Annotated in this window: 16 protein-coding genes and 1 pseudogene; 4 read left to right on the forward strand and 13 right to left on the reverse strand. The window is 49.8% G+C overall.

The features are described 5' to 3' along the window. Positions 1-226: 226 nt before the first annotated feature. Both IEY34_RS38205 and IEY34_RS32745 read right to left on the reverse strand, forming a co-directional pair. A pseudogene (locus IEY34_RS38205) lies at positions 227-431 on the reverse strand (transposase zinc-binding domain-containing protein); the annotation flags it as partial. Positions 432-539: 108 nt separating this feature from the next. After that, on the reverse strand, positions 540-776 hold the full coding sequence (locus IEY34_RS32745) for a hypothetical protein (protein ID WP_189019966.1): 237 nt from the start codon (positions 774-776) through the stop codon (positions 540-542). 20 nt (positions 777-796) lie between these two features. On the opposite strand from IEY34_RS32745, the gene IEY34_RS32750 reads away from it, so the two are divergent. After that, the gene (locus tag IEY34_RS32750; RefSeq protein ID WP_189019968.1) at positions 797-1,795 is read left to right on the forward strand and encodes a zinc-binding dehydrogenase; all 999 of its coding nucleotides are present in this window, start codon (positions 797-799) and stop codon (positions 1,793-1,795) included. A gap of 157 nt (positions 1,796-1,952) precedes the next feature. Continuing rightward, positions 1,953-3,185, forward strand: a complete 1,233-nt coding sequence (locus tag IEY34_RS32755; RefSeq protein ID WP_189019969.1) for an MFS transporter — start codon at positions 1,953-1,955, stop codon at positions 3,183-3,185. A gap of 75 nt (positions 3,186-3,260) precedes the next feature. On the opposite strand, the gene IEY34_RS32760 is transcribed toward IEY34_RS32755, so the two are convergent. The 10 genes from IEY34_RS32760 to IEY34_RS32805 form a co-directional block, all read right to left on the reverse strand. Then, a complete protein-coding gene (locus tag IEY34_RS32760) occupies positions 3,261-3,962 on the reverse strand; it encodes a response regulator (protein ID WP_189019971.1) in 702 nt (233 codons plus the stop codon). Continuing rightward, positions 3,928-5,493, reverse strand: a complete 1,566-nt coding sequence (locus tag IEY34_RS32765) for an ATP-binding protein (protein ID WP_189019973.1) — start codon at positions 5,491-5,493, stop codon at positions 3,928-3,930. The genes IEY34_RS32760 and IEY34_RS32765 overlap by 35 nt, the downstream gene beginning before the upstream one ends. A gap of 4 nt (positions 5,494-5,497) precedes the next feature. After that, entirely contained in the window at positions 5,498-7,798 is a 2,301-nt protein-coding gene (locus IEY34_RS32770) for a histidine kinase (RefSeq protein WP_189019975.1), read from the reverse strand. Positions 7,799-7,873: 75 nt separating this feature from the next. After that, positions 7,874-8,437, reverse strand: coding sequence for a potassium-transporting ATPase subunit KdpC (kdpC, locus tag IEY34_RS32775; RefSeq protein ID WP_189019977.1), 564 nt, complete (start codon positions 8,435-8,437; stop codon positions 7,874-7,876). 28 nt (positions 8,438-8,465) lie between these two features. Then, on the reverse strand, positions 8,466-10,508 hold the full coding sequence (kdpB, locus tag IEY34_RS32780) for a potassium-transporting ATPase subunit KdpB (RefSeq protein WP_189019979.1): 2,043 nt from the start codon (positions 10,506-10,508) through the stop codon (positions 8,466-8,468). A 63-nt stretch (positions 10,509-10,571) separates the two neighbouring features. Further along, entirely contained in the window at positions 10,572-12,242 is a 1,671-nt protein-coding gene (gene kdpA, locus IEY34_RS32785; protein WP_189020013.1) for a potassium-transporting ATPase subunit KdpA, read from the reverse strand. 47 nt (positions 12,243-12,289) lie between these two features. Continuing rightward, entirely contained in the window at positions 12,290-12,436 is a 147-nt protein-coding gene (locus IEY34_RS32790; RefSeq protein WP_189019981.1) for a potassium-transporting ATPase subunit F, read from the reverse strand. An 88-nt stretch (positions 12,437-12,524) separates the two neighbouring features. Next, positions 12,525-12,938 carry a hypothetical protein gene (locus IEY34_RS32795; protein ID WP_189020015.1) on the reverse strand — a complete coding sequence of 138 codons (414 nt, stop codon included), beginning with the start codon at positions 12,936-12,938 and terminating at the stop codon, positions 12,525-12,527. Positions 12,939-13,190: 252 nt separating this feature from the next. Continuing rightward, a complete protein-coding gene (locus IEY34_RS32800) occupies positions 13,191-14,885 on the reverse strand; it encodes a DUF4091 domain-containing protein (protein WP_308423094.1) in 1,695 nt (564 codons plus the stop codon). Positions 14,886-15,056: 171 nt separating this feature from the next. After that, complete coding sequence (locus IEY34_RS32805; protein WP_189019983.1) at positions 15,057-15,527, reverse strand: hypothetical protein; 471 nt, start codon at positions 15,525-15,527, stop codon at positions 15,057-15,059. Positions 15,528-15,912: 385 nt separating this feature from the next. On the opposite strand from IEY34_RS32805, the gene IEY34_RS32810 reads away from it, so the two are divergent. Beyond that, positions 15,913-16,404: a hypothetical protein gene (locus tag IEY34_RS32810; RefSeq protein ID WP_189019985.1), complete on the forward strand. Its 492-nt coding sequence runs from the start codon at positions 15,913-15,915 to the stop codon at positions 16,402-16,404. A 582-nt stretch (positions 16,405-16,986) separates the two neighbouring features. Here IEY34_RS32810 and kimA read toward each other — a convergent pair. Next, positions 16,987-18,813, reverse strand: coding sequence for a potassium transporter KimA (gene kimA, locus IEY34_RS32815; RefSeq protein ID WP_189019987.1), 1,827 nt, complete (start codon positions 18,811-18,813; stop codon positions 16,987-16,989). Between the two features lie 162 nt (positions 18,814-18,975). Here kimA and IEY34_RS32820 point away from each other — a divergent pair, with 162 nt between their 5' ends. Further along, a complete protein-coding gene (locus IEY34_RS32820; protein ID WP_189019989.1) occupies positions 18,976-19,869 on the forward strand; it encodes a helix-turn-helix transcriptional regulator in 894 nt (297 codons plus the stop codon). Position 19,870 lies beyond the last annotated feature (1 nt).

The raw sequence follows: 19,870 nt of genomic DNA on the forward strand, positions 1-19,870 counted from the left end.
GTTCCCTTATCTCCGCGCGATTGCAAAGCTAGAGGATCTCATTCTGCCAAATAGCTTGTTTATATCTCCAAACCAGCAGCAATTCGAACAAATAAGTACGTTCACAGCTACCTTGTTCTCATCGCATCGAACCACTCCAACGTGATGGGCCGCCTACAACCCAAGCCTGGAGACTGGCGTCAATCTCCAACATTTAAATTCTGGGCCAGCTTCACTCACCCCAACCCAAAAACATGTCTCTTAGACCTTCTTCGATGGTCAAGATAACATGTCGATGGTTGACTTGAGATACGTCCTCAGACAAGACTCGGCTCTACTCTTCCGTTTCCCCGCATGAACACGTCGTGCAGAAACGTCCCTTGCACCGAAAAGGGCACCATCTTAAGATCGTGGCACCCTTCACATGCGAGCAGCTTAAACCCTTTGTTCGGGTAAGCTTCGCTCACCCCAAAACATATAAATTCTTATATATAGAAATAAACCTAGCCGCAGGCTAGGTTCTACAATTGCGTGCTGGGCGAGTGGGAACCACAGGCACCCTAATCGTTCATACTGGACAGGGAATACGGCAGATCCGCATGGGCATACGTTTTACTGGTTGGCGCATCCGTCATCCGAAACTTCAGCACACCGCCCGCGACAATCTGCTCATGCGTGACATATAAAGCGTCCGTTGCTTCATCGCAAAGACTTAACCTAAATTTGATGTTTGCAAAGCGTCCGCAGGGCAATCTTGTATTATATAATACATGTAAACAAGTTATGTCATCATACATCAGATAGGTGGTCCACTCACATGCAGAAAACGATGAAAGCCGCGCTAATCACTAACTATAGCGGGGTTTCGGGAATCGAGTTTGGTGAAACGCCAGTGCCACAAATAACAAGCGGCGAAGTGCTCATCCAAGTTCATGCGGCCTCGATTAATCCCGCTGATCTATTATTTCTTCATGGGAACTATGGCATGACAAGGGCTTTGCCTTCGGTTGGCGGTATGGAAGGGTGCGGAACCGTCATCGCAACTGGAAGCAGCCTTGCCGCGCGTATGCTCAAAGGCAAACGAGTAGCGTTCGTCTCCGAAGGGTTCGGTTCATGGTCCGAATATACGAAGGCAAGTGCAATGACCTGTATGGTCCTGCCAAATCACGTAACGGACGAGCAAGGCGCCGTCTTCTTCGTGAATCCAGCCAGTGCGATGGCTATGGTGAAAATCGCCAAGAAGCTTAAATCCAAAGCGATCGTTCAAACCGCTGGTGCAAGCGCTCTCGGGCGAATTCTGACCAAGCTTGGCAGCGAGCACGGGATTCCGATCATTAGCATTGTCCGCAAAAGCGAGCAGGAGCAGTTGCTCCGCGAATTGGGCGGACAGCATATTATGAACAGCAGCTCTGCAACCTTCGAGCAGGACCTGAAGATGAAATGCCATCAGCTTGGCGCTACGGTCTGCTTCGATGCTGTTGGTGGCGAGTTGACAGGCCCTGTGCTGTCAGCCTTGCCAGATGGCTCCTCACTCTTCCAATATGGCCTGCTTGGCGGTCATCAAACAACGATCAATGCGGATGATCTCGTCTTCCGGCGGAAGCGGATTAGCGGCTTCTGGGCATCCGATTGGGTGAAAACGCAATCCATCTTCGAACTCCTCGCCCTGCAAGGCGCGATGAAGAAATCGATCGGATCTCATATCCAAACCGAGATCAGCCAGACCTATAACTTGCATCAAACGGTTGATGCAATCGAGCATTACACGGCAAGCATGACCTCCGGCAAAGTCCTGCTGCTGCCCGCTTCACGCTGATTGTCATGAGAAGATAAGGGCATGCGCCTTTAGGGCTGTATGCGCTTGTTTATTTTTGAAGTGAAGCAGGAAGCACTCGATGGATAAAGACGCGGCAATTAGGTTAATTTAATGTACGTTATGATTAATCTATTGCGAGGTGTGCGCAGCGCTAGCTATGGGGAATTCCAATAAGAAAGAGCTTCTATCCATCGCATCCATCCCACTCATTATGACGCTTGGGAACTCAATGTTAATTCCGGTACTGCCGGCCATTCGAAGCAAGCTCGGTGTTACGTCCCTTCAGGTAAGCTTGCTAATTACCGTTTATTCCGCTGTCGCTATCCTTTTGATTCCGATTGCCGGATATTTATCCGACAAATACGGTCGGAAATTCGTCATTATTCCCAGCTTGCTCATAACAGGAATTGGCGGGTTAATCGCGGGCTTGGCCGCTTGGTGGATGGATCATTCCTACGTCGTCATGCTGATCGGCCGCTTCGTGCAAGGCGTTGGCGCCGCGGGGGCTTTTCCCATCGTTATCCCTTTAGTTGGCGATTTGTTCAAAAAGGACAGCGACGTCAGCAGCGGCTTGGGACTGGTAGAAACGGCAAATACCTTCGGGAAGGTGCTCAGTCCGATTCTAGGATCAGCCCTATCCATGGTTGTGTGGTTTCTGCCATTCATGTTTATTCCCGTTCTGTGTGTGATTTCGATGCTGTTGGTGCTTTTTATGGTGAAGCCCCCAACCAAGAGCTCGAAGCCGACGAAATCGATATCTTTTTCCGACTACCTTGCCCAGATTAAAACGATCTTCAAAAACAACGGCCGCTGGTTATATGCTATCTTCGCTATCGGTTGTGTCTGTATGCTTGTTATTTTCGGCGTTTTAACGTATTTATCCGATCTCTTGGAAGAGAAAGCTCATGTATATGGCATTGTGAAAGGCTGCTTGCTGGCGATCCCGCTTGCCGCTTTATGCATTGCTTCCTACGTGACGGGTAAAGTGATTGGCAAGAACCAACTTCTCATGAAATGGCTTATTGTCGCGGGTCTGCTGCTGCTTGCCGGCAGTCTTCTGGTGTGTGGACTGGTCGGCTCCACGTTCCTGCTTCTGGTATTCATCAGCTTGGCCGGTATCGGAATCGGTGCCGCATTGCCTTGCCTGGATGTGATGATTACGGAAGGCATACCGAAGGAAGAGCGCGGCACGATCACATCGATTTATAGCTCGATGCGCTTCATTGGCGTAGCCATCGGGCCACCACTTGCTTCTATTTTGGTCAAAAACTCGCCTTCCCTGATGTTCTATATGATTGCGGGAATCAGCATTCTGGCGGGAGCGATCGCTTTGTTCGCCATCAAGCCCAAAAAAGATGAACAAGCCCCTCTCAAGAGAGCCCTCGCTTGAGAACAAAAAACAAGCCCTATTCGTGGCCGGCGAGCAATCGCTGAACGGGCCATGAATGGGCTTTTTTGGGGGAGGTCAGACTGGTTCCTGCCAGGTAAATCGATAGCCAATCCCCGGCTCTGTGACAATATATTTCGGGCGGGTCGGATCTTCCTCCAGCTTCTTCCTTAGGTGACCTACATAGACTCTGAGATACTGACTGTCCGATTCATATTGATGGCCACCCCACACCTGCTTGAGCAGTTGGCGATGCGTCATAACGCGGCCGGCGTTGATAGCCAACACTTTCAACAAGTCATACTCCGTTGGTGTCAGCTTCAACTTCTCTCCGTGCAGCTCTACGCTGCGTTGAGATAGATCAATCACGATAGGACCTAAGCGGAGCACAGGTTCGTCCTGTGTTTTGGCTGTATGCCGCAGGGCTACGCGCATGCGAGCCATAAATTCGCCCATGCCGAAAGGCTTGGTCACATAATCATCCGCGCCACGGTCGAGGGCAGCTACCTTATCTTGCTCCTGATCTTGGGCGGTCAGGATAATAATCGGCACCTGCGACCACTCCCGAATATGCTGAAGCACTTCCATACCGCTGAGATCCGGTAATCCCAAATCCAATACAATCAGATCAGGCCTTACCATCGTCGCTTGCAGCATGCCTTCTTGCCCCGTCGCAGCCTCTGCCGCTTCAAAGCCGTGGGCTGTCAAGGTGACCCGCAATAATTTGCGGATCTGCGGTTCATCATCAATAATTAAAATCTTCGCTCCTGTTGCTGTCATTTCTATCCCTCTCTTGCTCAGCGAATTGTACGGGCAAACTGATATGAATTACCGTGCCGCGCTTTCCATTCAGGGTCGCTGTAATCTGTCCATGATGGGCGTCTATGATACTTTTGCAAATCGCCAGGCCAAGACCGGTACCAGGGATATGTTTGGTCATTTGTCCTCTATAGAACTTCTCAAACACCCGCTCCAAATCGTAAGGCGCAATGCCAGTTCCCTCGTCCTTCACCGAAAGCTCCAACCGATCTCCCTGCTGCACCGCTTCAATCACGATTTCGCTGCCTTCGGGCGAATATTTGATCGCATTGCTGATCACATTAATCAGCACTTGTTCGATGAGCACCTCATCCAGCGGCACAGACGGCAGATCATCGGCAAGACGAACGCTCATCTTCCGATGGTGGAGCGAATCCTTCAGTTGGGCAAGCGCAACGCCAACCACATCCTCAATGCCGCACCATTGTTTATTTAGGCGCAGCATGCCGCTCTCAATCCGGACCATGCCAAGCAGGTTCCCGACTAGTCTATTCATCCGCGTAGAGCCTTCCCTGATCGTCAGCAGCAGCTCGCGGCGGTCTTCTGGACTGAACACATCCTCGCCTTCGAGCAGACCTGTAACCGATCCTATAATGGTGGCTAGCGGCGTGCGCAATTCATGCGAAAGCGAGTCGAGCAGCGCCGTCCGAAGTTTCTCCGACTCGGCCGTCAACTGCGCCACCTTGGCTTCGTTAGCCAGCTTGACGCGAGAGATCGCGACCGCAACCAGATCGGAGAGCGCTTCGATGATGCGGATCAGCTCCGGCATGTCGGCCATCGGCCGATCCCCGACATACACAGCCAATACGCCATGGACTTCGCTTTCTGTATTCAGGGGGACATGCAGATCTGCCGACTCCCGCAAGGAGGCTGTGCCGCGACCGGCCCGGGCATTCTGCTTATAAACCCATGCAGCGATCGACAGATGGGATTCATCCTTGGCCCAATCGAGACTATCCTTGGAGTATGCCTCTAATTGCTGATCTCCTGCTGCAGTTGGCAAAAAAACAGCTGCCTGGGCATGCAGCGTATCAGCCACGTGCTGGACAATCTGATTCAGCAGCACTTCCAGATCCGAAATAGCCGTGATCTGCCGACTGAGCGCATACAAAGCCGCCGTGCTCGCTTCTCTCTGGTGGGCTTGTTGAAATTGGTTGCGCAGCCTCGAAGCCAAGCTGGCTGTTAACGCAGCAACGGATAGAAAAACCAAAAAAGAGATCACATATCGCAAATCAGCCACATTAAGACTCAACACAGGGGGCACAAACAAGAAATCAAAGGCTAATACGCCGACCCCCGCCGCAAAAAATGATGGCCCTTTGCCCCAGCGCACAGCGCTAATCAGCACAGGAATCAAATAAAGAAGCGCGATATTCACTAAGCCGAGGAAAGGACCACAAGCCTTTAAGAGCAAAGTCAAAACAACAATGCTCAGTGTAGTAATTCCATAATATTTCCAATAATTAGCTGGGTTCTGTGTTTGATTGATCATATCTTCATTTTACCCTATTTCCGGACGTTTGCCACGATTCATAATCGGCTACAATCAGCACGTCCATGTGACTGGTCAGCGGCAAAAGTTGCTTTACCGCAGCATCTTTCCAGACGATGATTTGAGTAGCGCCAACTCTGTTGGCCACGGCTGCAAAGGCATGTGGAATTTGCTTGCCTCCTGCCACTTCTCCGAATGAAAATTCACCGCCGAGCCTCTGCGCCAGCTTCTCAATAGCTTCCATCTGCCGCTCCAGTTCTTCGCTTCTGCGGGGAGCAATGAATGTCACATGCCATGCCGCTTTCAATCGATGAGCAATTCGAAAACCACGGCGGATCAAGCGATCCGCATGCGAAATTTCCGTGATGCATACGCAAATCACTTCTTTCCGTCTCCATGGCCCGCGCAGCGAGCTCTTCCGTTCCATAGATTCCAGCCGTTCATCTACATCATCCGCGATTTCGCGTAAAGCGAGCTCACGCAAAGCGATCAGATTTCCCGTTTTGAAAAAGTTATTAAGCGCTTGATCGACCTTCACCATCGCATAAATCTTTCCTTCCCTCATGCGAAGCTGCAGGGCTTGGGGGGCAACGTCGATTAATTGAACTTCATCCGCCGTTCGCAGAATGCTGTCTGGAACGGTCTCGCGAACCCGAATCCCTGTAATCTGCTCGACCGCATCATTCAAGCTTTCCAAGTGCTGCACGTTCATCGTGGCAATCACCGAAATACCTGCTTCCAGGATCTCCAGTACATCTTCATACCTTTTTTTATGCTTGCTGCCCGGTACATTGGAATGCGCTAGTTCATCTACCAGAACCACTTCGGGTCGAAGTTCGATGATAGCAGCTGTATCCATCTCCTCCAGCTTGACGCCCTGATACCTGATTTCTGCTCTTGGCAGGACAGCGAGATCACCAATCTGCGCAATGGTTTCTTTTCTCCCATGGGTTTCGAGCAACCCAACTTTCACGTCAATCCCTTTCCTGAGCAGATCATTGCCTTCCCGCAGCATGGTATAGGTTTTCCCGACACCCGGAGCAGCGCCGATATACACTTTGAATCTGCCTCGCTTGATCTCCCCAATCTTCTCCTCCACTTCCTGCTTGCTGAGACGCTTATACTTGTAGGCTTCCTTCTGCGAATGGATATGGGCTGGAAGGATGCGTTCCCCTTCGTGCGAAGCGCGATCGGCCACCAGGAATAGATCGATATTGCGTGTCCTTTTCAAAAGGCCATTGATCACTGATCCCTGCAGCAAGGTTTGCCATTTGGTCTGCTTGGAGTGGCCTAGGACCAGACGTGTTACTTTATGCGCGACAGCATAATCGACAAGCGTTCGCGGAATCGAACGGCGGGAGCGCAGGGGCAATTCTTCGAATTTGGCGCCTATTTTATGGACAAGCTTCATCATAGACTTGCGGAAAGCCGTCGCTTCCTTCGTCAGAGGTTTATTGAATTTACGCAGCGTAACCACATGCAAATCACCATTCAAGCGTTTAGCGATCTGCTGACCTCTACGCACATAAATCGAGCCATTCCAGTGATATTGCGTCGTTACCAAAATGCGCTCGGTCGCCCCGGATGGCCCCATATAGCCCATTTCTTCGCGGTGTGCTTCCAATGAATCGTTCACGTCCTCGGCAACAAGACGAAGGGCCAGCTCGCGAAGCACGCCTAAATTGCCGCGCTGAAATAAGGCTGAATCCCGACTGGCTCTCAAATGACCTTCTTCCAGTCGGTTCAAGATCGTTTCCGGTGTCGCATCAATTAATCGCACCTCATCGGCCAATTCCAATGTATCCGAGGGGACACAGGGACCCACTTCAATTCCGGTCAGTTTATGCGCTACCTCCATCGCCTCTTCCAGCTCATACACATTGACGGTAGTAATGACACTAATGTCATGAGCGAGCAAGAATTTAATATCCTCCAAGCGGGAGGGGAACCTGGCGCCTTCTCGATTGCAATGGGCTAGCCCGTCTACGAGAACTACTTCCGGATTTCGCTCAATCAGGGCTTCCAGGTTCAAATCCTTTTGTTCCCTGCCGTCTTTGCTCCAATGAATGCTCGGAACCCTTTCCAGATCACCTAATTGTTCCACGGTTTCGGGCCTCTGAAGTGTAGATACCGCACAGATCACGACATCGATCCCCTGCTGCTTGAGATTATGCCCCTCGCGAAGCATATGATAGGTTTTCCCCGACCCGCTAACCGCGCCGATATAGATTTTCAAGCTGCCGCGATGTAATTTGGAGATGGATAATAGAATTTCTTCCGGTGTTTTCCTTTTGAACCCTTCCAAGAGGCATCATGCTCCTTAGCTAAAATGACGCAGACAGCCACCCCCGTTAAATACGAGAGTGGCTTGCCTGCTAACTCACAATTTCACTTGCTTCAGCAGTTCTCTATTTAATTCGGTCACATTCACCCTAGGTTCTCCGAATATACCGAGTTGACGCGTCTTGGTCAGTCGATCTACCAGATCATTGAGGGTTGTCTCCGCAAGGCCTGTTGCTCGGCTAATTCTCGGCACTTGAGCTTTAGTGCCCTCCGGCGATAAATCCGGATCGAAGCCGGAACCCGAGATGGTTACCAACTCCGCCGGGATATCCGTTAGCTTGGGATTTTCCTTCTTCCAAGCTTCTACCTTCTCCGCCATGGCTGCCGCATAATCGCTTGAGGCTACGGCTGTATTCGAGCCTGAGGAAGCGGTCGGATCGTAGTTGGCTGCCGATGCTCGGGGTTGGAAAAGTTTCGGTGATTCGAAGCCTTGCGCCAATAATTCGGAGCCGCGCACCACGCCTTCCGTTTCTATCAGACTTCCATTTGCTTGTTTGGGAAACAGGACCTGAGCCACACCTGTCGTTGCCAGCGGATAAATAAGCCCGCAGACAATCATGAACAATAAAGAAACACGAACAGCTATCCAAACCGATTTCATAACGCTATCTCCTCGTTTCTCTTTCTCTCTACACGATGTTTAGGCCGTGAAGCACCCAATCAATGATTTTAATCCCAATGAAAGGCACCACGACACCACCTATCCCGTACAAAAGCACATTGCGCGACAACAATTTATTCGCTGACATCGCCCGATATTTGACGCCCTTCATTGCAATAGGAATCAATAGAGGGATGATAATCGCATTGAAGATAAGCGCTGATAAAATGGCTGATTCCGGTGAAGCAAGTTTCATAATATTCAAAGCTTGCAGCTGCGGCATAGCCAAGATAAACATCGCAGGAATGATGGCAAAATACTTCGCGATATCGTTTGCGATGGAGAAGGTCGTCAGAGCGCCGCGGGTAATCAACAGTTGTTTACCGATGGAAATGACCGAAAGCAGCTTCGTCGGATCCGAATCCAGATCGATCATGTTGGCTGCTTCCTTCGCGGCCATCGTGCCTGAATTCATCGCAAGCCCTACGTCAGCTTGAGCAAGCGCAGGCGCATCATTCGTGCCGTCGCCGGTCATCGCGACCAGCTTGCCTTCCTGCTGCTCTTTTTTGATAGCCGCAATTTTGTCCTCCGGCTTGGCTTCGGCTATGAATTCATCTACGCCCGCTTCCAGGGCGATCGTTGCCGCTGTCAGTGGGTTATCCCCTGTACACATAACCGTCTTGATGCCCATCGCCCGCAGCTCGGCGAATCGTTCTTTCAAGCCCGGCTTAACCGTATCCTTCAAGTAGATCACGCCGTAGATCCGCTCGTTGACCGCGACAGCCAGCGGAGTTCCGCCTGCTTTGGCAATGCGGTTCGTCATCGTTTCCAAATCACTCGGAATGGGACCGCCCAGCGCCGTGACATACTTTTTAATCGCATCCACGGCGCCTTTGCGCACTTGAACGCCACCTTGCAAATTTAGCCCCGACATCCGCGTTTCCGCTGAAAAATCAACCACTTCCGCGCCCTCATAGGCGTCAGATTGCCAAGATTCGCCCAGTCTGTTCGCCAGCTCAACAATCGATCGCCCTTCCGGCGTTTCATCTTTGACAGAAGCTTGCAGCGCACTGAAAATCATCGCTTTGGCATGCACGCCGCCCACCGGTATGAACTCTGCGGCCATCCGATTCCCGAAGGTAATGGTGCCCGTTTTATCGAGAATCATCGTGTCGATATCGCCTGCGGCTTCTACGGCTTTCCCTGACATCGCCAGCACGTTGAACTGGGTTACGCGGTCCATCCCGGCGATCCCAATCGCCGACAACAGGCCGCCGATCGTCGTCGGAATGAGACAGACTAACAGCGCAATCAGTGTGGAAATTTCTAATTTCACGTTCAAATATTGCGCCATGGGCACCATCGTTATGATAACGATCAAGAAGATCAGCGTTAACACGGCAAGCAGTGTCGTTAAGGCGATTTCATTCGGCGTTTTCTGCCGTTTGGCGCCTTCCACGAGCGCAATCATGCGGTCCAGGAACGATTCGCCGGGGTCCGTCATGACTTTCACCACGATATAGTCCGATGCGACACGCGTTCCGCCTGTCACGGATGAGAAGTCCCCGCCTGCTTCCTTAATCACGGGGGCCGATTCACCTGTTATGGCGGATTCATCAATGGAGGCCAAGCCTTCCACGATCTCGCCATCTGACGGAATGATTTCGCCCATTTCAATTCGGACGAAGTCACCTTTGCGCAGGGAAGTTGACGACACTTCCTTAAAGGTGCCATCTTTCAGCACCAAGCGGGCTTTGGTGTCTGATTTCGTCTTCCGCAGGGAGTCAGCCTGCGCTTTCCCGCGCCCCTCCGCCAAGGCTTCCGCGAAATTCGCGAAAAGCAAAGTGAAGAGCAGGATCAGGAACACAGCCAGATTATATCCTCTGCCCACCTCCGTCGCGCCAAATAGATCAGGCATGATCGAAAGCAGCAAAGTGATCAGAGTACCAATCTCCACGACAAACATGACCGGATTTTTCATCATGACCCACGGATTTAATTTCTTAAAGGAATCAAGGATCGCTTGACTCACCATTTCTTTTGTTAGTGTTTTTTTACGTTCCACAGTCATGGAAGTCCTCCTAATCTAGGGACCTTTGAGCATTCTCAAAGTCTCCCTCTCCTGCATCTATCCTTAACGCGCTGCCAAATGTTCAGCAATCGGCCCGAGTGTCAGCGCCGGGAAGAACGTTAGAGCACCGATAACGACTATTATCATAATTAAAATCCCCATAAATAGCGGTGTATCCGTACGAAGTGTGCCCGTCGTTACCGGAACAACCCGTTTGGTTGCTAGAGAACCAGCAATAGCCAGCATCGCAATCATCGAAATGTAACGGCCAAACAGCATGACCATCCCGATCCCTATATTGTAAAAGTTCGTGTTCGCGCTCAAGCCGCCAAAAGCAGAACCGTTATTCGCTGCGCCTGACGTGAAAGCATATAACACTTCCGATAGGCCATGCATCCCCTGATTGGATATCGACGTAATGGACTCGGGGCGCAGGAGTGCCAAGGCGGTCGGCGCCAGGATGATCAGCGGATGCATTAAGATTGCAATAGCCGCCAGCTTAACCTCCTTGCCTTCAATCTTTTTGCCCAGGAATTCCGGTGTACGCCCCACCATCAATCCACAAATGAAGACAGCTAAGATCAAATAAAGCAAACCGTTCAATAACCCGACACCTTTACCGCCGAACACGTTGTTCAGCATCATCTCGGCGAATGGCGCAATGCTTCCGAGCGGTGTCAGCGATTCATGCATCGCGTTCACGCTTCCTGTGGTGGCCGCTGTCGTCACGGCTGAGAACAGTGCCGTTTCAGAAATCCCGAATCGCACTTCCTTGCCTTCCATATTGCCGTGCACACCCATTGCATCAACAGCAGGCACGCCTTTGTACTCTGCATAGAAAACGGTAGCCAGCATCACAATAAATATGATCCCCATGGCCGCAAAGATCGTCCAGCCTTGCTTCTTGTTCTTGATCATCAAGCCGAATGCGTATACCAGTGAGGTAGGCAGCAGCATCATGCACAGGATATGAATGAGATTTGTCAGCGGCGTAGGATTCTCAAAAGGATGTGCGGCGTTCGTCCCGAACCAGCCGCCCCCGTTCGTTCCAAGATGCTTGATGGCTTCCAGCGAAGCTACTAAACCACGTGTGATCGTTTGCTGAGCTCCCTCCAGCGTAGTCGCCTGCACAGCTCCCAGAAGCGTTTGTGGAATACCTTGAAACACTAGAATCAGCGCCACCACGAAGCTCAGCGGCAGAAACACGCGGGTAATCGCTCTTGTCATATCCACATAGAAATTACCCAGATTATCTTGACGGCCAACTAAGCCGCGGATGAAAGCTACTGCAACTGCAAAGCCGGTTGCCGCTGAAGTAAACATCGGAAACGTAATGGCAATCATCTGAGACAAATAGGACAATGTGTTCTCACCACTGTAAGCTTGCCAGTTCGTATTCGTTATGAAGGAAACGGCTGTATTAAAAGCCAGAGCCGGCGGCATATTCGCGATATCATCCGGATTCAGCGGCAAATATTTCTGCAGGCGAAATACCGTGTAGATGAGGAGCAGCATCACCAGATTGACCAGGAGCACTGCGCCTATATACTTTTTCCACCCCATGGCTTCTTCTTCTTTAACTCCCATAATCCGATAGGATACACGCTCAATAGGAGCGAAAATCCGATCAAGGCCACTCTTCTCATAGCCAAAAACGTTGACCAAGTAACTTCCCACAGGTTTCACCAACAGCATGATAATCCCCAGCGTGATGACTACTTGCAATAATCCCATACCCATAATAGGTTCTCCCCCTGCTTACCCAAGCTCATATTCAATATTTAAAATTTCTCCGGCTTCACCAGAACAAAACCGAGATACACCATGATGGCTGCTGCTATACATCCAATGACGATCATCTGATAGCCTCCTAACCGTTTGTTCGCGAGCTGCCTGAATGGCAGACCTGCGTTTAAGCTTTTTCGCAATAGTGGGAGAATCCCCAGAACGCCAGAAATGTGACTGCGAGTAGTAAGATCATCGTGACATCGTTGTACATACCACACCTCCTTTTTCCTATTCGTCCGCAGCAGATAGAAGAAATTTCACATCGCCGTTTTTGGAATAAATGACGTAATCCGCACCGAGCCCTTTGTAAACCAATCTTGGATTCAGGCTCTGGGTAATCACATAAATCGGCCCCGAAGTCCAGCCGCGGCATAGCCCAATGTACCGACAGCACAGAGGTAAGCTTTCCTCGAAAATAATAACTTTCCCAACGGGATAGTCCGGTAGATCGGATAGATTGGAACTCCCGGCTTCCGTCGTATCCACTTGGATAACTTGCTGCACACCCAACTCAAGAAATCGCAGCCTTTCTAGCTTGTTGTTGGTGACTGCGATATAAGGCAGACCTAGCAACTTGGCTTGCTTCATGAAATTTTCGCCTGCTTTGGTAGGCGCAGCAATCAGCCAAACATCGTTTTGCATGACGATCACCGTCCCTCTTCCTGAAACATTGTAACGCCGTATCGCATAAAAATGAGGTAAAGAATAGCGGGTATCCGTATAAAAAAAGCATAAAAATGCTTGTTGAAGGCGTCTCCCTGCCTCTTAGAGATTAGCGGATACAGGCCATTGAACGAGAAATAAGGCTGCCTCATGAGGTTGAGAACCTCGTGAGACAGCCTTTGATTTGGTTGTATCTTGGCGGCGCACTCGAACAGGTATTACTTCTGTTCGTTATGAAGGAAGCTGCGCGGCACCCTGGTTGTTGATACTAGCATGCTGCTGAATAGCTGCATTAATGCGTTCGCGGCAAGCTAGAACCCACTCTGCCTGCTTAGGATACACCGCGAAAGTAATCGGCTCCTCCGCACCTTCTTCCATGAGTGCCAATGTCCGCTCCCTGCCAATCTGCGATTCGAGCAGCTCCAGCGCCCGTAAATCCTGCAGCGCCTCGCGGAAAACTTCGAGCCTTAGCGAATCCAGCGGCGTCCCATCCTCTCCTGGATATACAACGAAGGAATCCCCTGCTGGGAAGCCATAATTGGCATCTGTGTTACGATAAGGATCAATTGGAAAGCGCGAGTATTGAGCAAACCAGAAATTAAAGCCCCAATGGAGAAATCCGCTGATACGGAATTTGTAGAGCTGTAAACCAAAAACGCGATTGCGGGCAGAAGGCATACAAATAAATCGATTAGCTACGTCTTTATATTGAGCACAACAGTAATAAGTCCATAAATTCGTTACCTCGTGTTCCAGGAACGGCGTGATGTGATTATTCGCTACAATGGGCGTTTCGATGAATCCCTGCTCATAATAAAAATACTCGGATAACGCATCCATTGATGGGATCTCTCCCATGAACTGTTTGACCCAACGGCTGGCACTTCCATAAGTGGCCAAATGATCGGTCAACGGCTCGTCCGAAATGTGATAATACACACGCTCCGTTAATCCATTCTCCCTAATGAAAGCGACCAACTCCGGTAAAAACTGAGCTAGAAAGTCTTTATAGGCTTCTCCCGTGGCATCCGTTTCCCAACCAAAAATTTGCTTGGTTTGGCCATCCTCTACCGCGATAATCTTGGGCGCGTGCTTGGCGCCCCATTGGGTGAATAGATGCGACAGCTCGAAGTAGCGTACGTTATTCCGATCACACATGTCGACCCAACGCTTCAACCGTTCGAACCCGAATGTGTAGGTCACGCCGGATTTGCTCACGTCAACGAGCTGAACGGTAGGCCGCTCCCCGCCGATCTTCGTATCCAACGGAGGCGTGAATATGGGCGTAAGCAGCATGTTGATCCCATGATCAACCGCCGTTCTGATGTAGGATTCGACGATTTCCCAATACCGCTCGCTGAATACGTCGACCTTGTAGTAAACAGCCAGACAATCGGTGTGAAACCATTCGGTATGGATCAGCTTCTGTTCGGGCAATACCGCTGCCAATACCTCAAGTTCAAACGTTTCGCGGGACAACAATTCGCCCTCAGGCGTCTTGAATACAACCACTATTGGATATTTGCCCGGCTTCACTTCTGCAGCCAGATGCACGGTTACCCAAAGCGATCGCCATTGTTTGGGAATCCCCACGATATCATCAGACAGGGCCAAGGGAACTAACAGATCGGGGTACAATCCTGGTGTGTCGCGAAGCAGATTATTATCGTGATCTGGATAGATGGGGAATTCAGCCGGCACCAATTGCACGCTGCGAAGCCTAATGTGTGAAGCCAGCTTGGATTCCACATCGACGCGAACCTGTTGTTGCGTGAGCGGTGAACGATAAGCAATCTGGAAGGAGAAGATTTCCTTCTGCAAGGCTGATGCGCGTTGATAGGGTACGGCCTGCAGCTCTTCATCCGCAAACACTTTCTCAAGTGAACTAATACTGCGAGTTTCTAGCATCGATTGGTTGGTAGACAAGGAAATCCTCCTTACAATTAGATTTACGTATTATGACAGCGTTTACTTTCAACCTTCTTACTATACCGCATGTTGATTTATATTAACATATCACAATTTCAGTTTTGATCTCCTCATTTGAGCGGACTTCCTAAGCTAGCAATCAGCAGCCTCAGTCCCCCTCTTTCTGCGCTAGAATGAGATATAAGCTTGAGAATGGTCGAATAGATACGTTCGATCGGACAAGAAGCTTTCAACTTTTTGTCCTTCGGATGCGTGCTCAAGCTTTGCCGCCAGATCGATCAAAGCCGACGAAATGACATGTGTTCTAATTTCTCCCCACACGACCTCTTTTTGATGAACGTACGCCAAACCGTCTGCAAGTGTAAGACCCTTGATCCGTTGAAAAACGACAGCCCACTGAACGAAATCGCCCTTCAATTTGCCGCACGGAATCTGGAATTCGCCTAACCCCCATGTTCCCAAATTGGTCGAAAGAGTGAGTAAACCGCAATGACAGTCATCGCTATGACCAGGCAGCATTCTATCTGACAGCTCACAATCAAATTGGAAACATTCAATACGGGTAATGATGCAGGTCTGGGGAAGTTGGCCACAACATTCCTTTCCTTCTTTGACGATCGTTAGGGGCTCGGGACTCATCTTCTTGTCACTCTCCTCAAATTTTGTTGAGAGGAATGTTACGCCTTTTGATCCGATGTGTAAAAGTCAGTGGAACGACTGCATTCCCTATTTTTCACCATAAAGCTATAATGAAAGCGCACTCAAATATAGCTGCCATATATTTTCACTATAAATGCTCCGGTATTCTTCCATTTTCATCCGTTTCCAACCTTATGAAGTCCAAATTCTATAATTCCAGTGTGCCTATGAAAATAGGCCATTTCGCATTTTTACTTCTTTTTTATATGTTTGCTCCTTATTTTTTACCCCATTTTTATAGCATTCAGCGTTACGATTATTGGGTGTACAACGCAAGTTTCATCCGCTCATTCAACCCGACAATCCAGTCAAAAGGAGTAATGCCATGGCTTCCTCTCGCCAATATTATTTGGGGTTAGCCCCCGATCTGTTAAATCCGCATCATTTAGCTTACGAGTGGTTTGGTGTGTTGTGGCTGGAAGAAGATCATCATTTCCCTGTTATTGTCGGATATTGGTTCTCCAAAGACAGGTCTGAGATCCTCCATAATGCCATCCTGTCTGGCTTCACCACATGGAAAGAGAAATCCGATCATTTCATCATCATGAATATGTATCAAACTATCCGCAGAAAACAAAGCGAACAAGACTGGATTCAACGGAGCCGCTTATCCATTAGAACGCTGTTCACATCCCCTTGGAAGGAAACTCCGCCAGGGTTGTACATCATCAAATCGCGAGACGTGTACCCCCTGCATGCTTCCGCCGTATGCAAGAAAAAGTTTTTCGTGTGGCTGGAGCACGCAGCTGTATGTGAAACGGAGAAAGACCTGCAAGTGTTCACGAAAAAAGTGCATGACGCCTATACTCGCGGCTGAGGTTGCAGTTGCGGTTGCGATTCCAGTTGCGGCCGCGGCTAGCTGTCTTATTTCCGCCTATCTCCCCTAGAAAGGTTCCATCATCGGCATGTCGGGCTTCTCGCGCACCTATCGCATCCATCACACTTGTCACTCTTATCACCCCTATCACACTTTTCGCACTTACCGCACCTATCACACTTTTGGCCTTATCACACCTTGCTCAGACTTGGGCGAGATGGCTGCAAAGCACAAACAGGCTGTCTCAAAGCCCAATAGAATGGACCTTGAGGCAAGCCCCTTAACGAACTCAATACCCTTTATTTGATCAAAATCGGGCATTTTGAAAATCTAATGAATTCCGGAGACGTTATTTCAAGCAAACGATCATGATTCCGTCTATAAATTACTCCATAACGCCATTCCAGTTCATTAGATTTCAAAACAAGCCATTTTCTCCTCTATAAGCATCATACAGTTCGTTAGAATATCAGGTTGATTATGTGTAAGCTCGGCGGTGCGCAGTTCTGACAGTTATCGCAGTCTTTCGCTGGTTTAGAAGCAGCTCCTACTCGCCTGAAAAATCACCATCTAACAATCCCGCTACTTTTTCAAATGGTAAGGCACCGTCGTCACGACCAGATTCCTGCGATACAGCAGGAACGCCCGAATCAGCAAGCTGGATTGATTATGGAGAATGTTCTGCCAGTTTTTCTTGGGAATGAACTGCGGAATCAAAACGGTCACACGGAAATTCGACTCGTTCGCTTTATGCTCCACCGTGTCGATAAACTTCGTCAGCGGGTGGATGATGCTGCGGTAATGGGAATGCAGCGTGACTAGGCGGACATCGGGCTGCCAATTCTCCCATTTCTCAGCGAACTGCTTCTCCGAGTCCCGGTCGAAAGCGACATACACGGCAATAATTTGGTCCGGCGCAAGGGACTTGGCATAGTTCAAGGAGTTCTCGACGACATGCGTAATTCCCGCGACGGGCACAATCATGATATTCCCTTCAATCGGGATCGTCGGCTCGCAAGTCGTAATCCGCAGTTGCTCGCCAACGGCCTCGTAGTGCTTCTTGATCCGATGAAAGATCATCACGATCAAAGGCAGGAAGATCAAGACGGTCCACACCTGGCCGAACTTGGTCAAAAAGAAGATCATCATCACCGTGAAGCTGATCAACGCCCCTACCAAATTGACCGTTAATTTGACGATCCAGCCTCTGGGCTTCTCCCGCAGCCACTTCACCAGCATCCCCGTCTGCGCAAGGGTGAAAGGAATGAACACCCCGACGGCGTACAACGGGATGAGGTGCTCCGTCCTGCCTTTGAAGGCGATAATCAGCAGGATGGACGCCACAGCCAGGAAAATGATCCCGTTGGAATAGCCCAATCGATCTCCCCGGATGGTGAACATCCGCGCAATGAACTTATCCTTGGCCAAGTTGACCGCCAGCAGCGGGAATGCCGAGTACCCCGTATTCGCGGCGAGCACAAGAATCATCGCTGTTGTCCCCTGGACACAATAGTACATCCAATTGCGGCCGAACGTTTGCGAGGCGATCTGGGAAACGACCGTTTCCTGCGCTTTGGGCGCAATGCCATAATAATAGGCAAGGTATACGACGCCGGAGAATAAAAGCGCAAGCAGCAGTCCCATGGCGGCTAGCGTTTTGGAAGCGTTGCTCGGCCCAGGGTCCTTGAAGTTAGGGATGGCGTTGGAGATCGCCTCCACCCCCGTTAAGGCCGAGCTTCCGGAGGCAAATGCTTTTAACAGCAGAAACAGCGAAATGCCAGCAACAGGCGTCCCCAAAGGCACATGATTCGTGGGAGAAACGGCCCCGGTCAGGATGTGATACAGGCCTACGCCAATTAAAACAAATAAGGCCAATATAAATAAATAGACTGGATAAGCCAGAATTGAGGCCGATTCCGTGATTCCCCGCAGATTTAGAATCGTTATGAGGATGACTAATGTAATGGCAATTTCCACATTGTACGGGTGCAAGTGCGGGAAGGCAGAGGTAATGGCATCCGTCCCTGCTGAAATACTGACCGCAACTGTGAGGATATAGTCGACCAACAAGGAACCACCGGCCAGCAAACCAGCGTTCACCCCCAAGTTTTCCTTCGAAACGACGTACGCCCCGCCACCATGCGGATAGGCAAATATGATTTGCCGATAGGACAATATCAGCGCCAGCAAGAGGACAAGCACGCCTACCGCAATAGGGATCGTGTACCAGAAAGCGACGGCCCCAATCGTAATCAACACAATTAAAATTTGCTCAGGCCCATAGGCAACCGAGGATAACGCATCCGAAGAGAGGATGGCTAACGCTTTGGTCTTATTCAGCTTTTGTTCCCCTAGATCCGCTGACTTTAACGGCTGACCGATTAGAAATCTCTTCAATGCATACCACATAACGCCACCACCATCTCAGTTAAGATCACCTTAGTATTACCCCGCTTTTGTGAAAAAGAACCAAGTCATCCAACTTTATTTCGCTCTATTTAAGCCTGCCAGGTGTGATAAAATGGAAAAGGATACGCTGTACATCAGTCTACCGCTTGGGTGGTGAATTATGTGATAGATAGGTCCTCTACGATTAGGCATGCTGCGTTTCGCGAACTGTCTCCGAGCGTGCATTGGGCGCAGATCCATCAGCGAACGCCTCAATTCAAATGGTCTCGGCGCATGTATGACTTTGAATTCCTGTATATCCTGCAAGGGGACATTCAGGTCACTTTATTGGACGAATCCTTCCTCGTGCCGGCGGAGCATCTGTTGTTCCTGCCTGCCAGCGTCCATCATCATATCGAGATTTTGACGGAACCCTATGTGCAGCTGCTCGGCATTCATTTCGATTTCTTCGATGATTTGTCCGTCAAGCAGGCTGAGCTCGTGGTGGATGAGAACCATCCATTTGACGATTCCTTCTGCGCGATGCCCTATATCGACGGCCAGCCGATTCTTCCCTATCGATATGCCATTCATTTGCCCCCAGCCATCGTGTCCGTGATGGAGACTGTTATTCAGGAAACGAATGACCAGAAGATGGGCTACGAAATGGTCTGCCGCGGACTTATGCTGCAAATGCTAACGCTGCTCATTCGGCATCATGATGAGACGAACCGCACCCATCATCCCAAATATCAAGAAAGCCTACACCACTTAGCCCATGAACTGCAAACACAGTATCGAAAAAAGTGGACCAACGGAGAGATGGCCGCTTTGATCAATGTTCATGAAGACTATATGAGTAAGCTTTTTAAAGATAGTATGGGCATGAGTCCCAATAAATACCTGCAATCTATTCGCCATCAACACGCGAAGCGTTTACTACGTGAAACCGATGATAAAATCGAGTTCATCGCGATGGACATCGGCTATGAGGATTTTCATTATTTCAGCCGTATTTTCAAAAAGTGGGAAGGCATTTCCGCTCAACAATACCGCAAATTTGCGCAAATGATTTAAG

The sequence above is a fragment of the Paenibacillus marchantiophytorum genome (assembly GCF_014640555.1).
Taxonomy (GTDB): domain Bacteria; phylum Bacillota; class Bacilli; order Paenibacillales; family NBRC-103111; genus Paenibacillus_E; species Paenibacillus_E marchantiophytorum.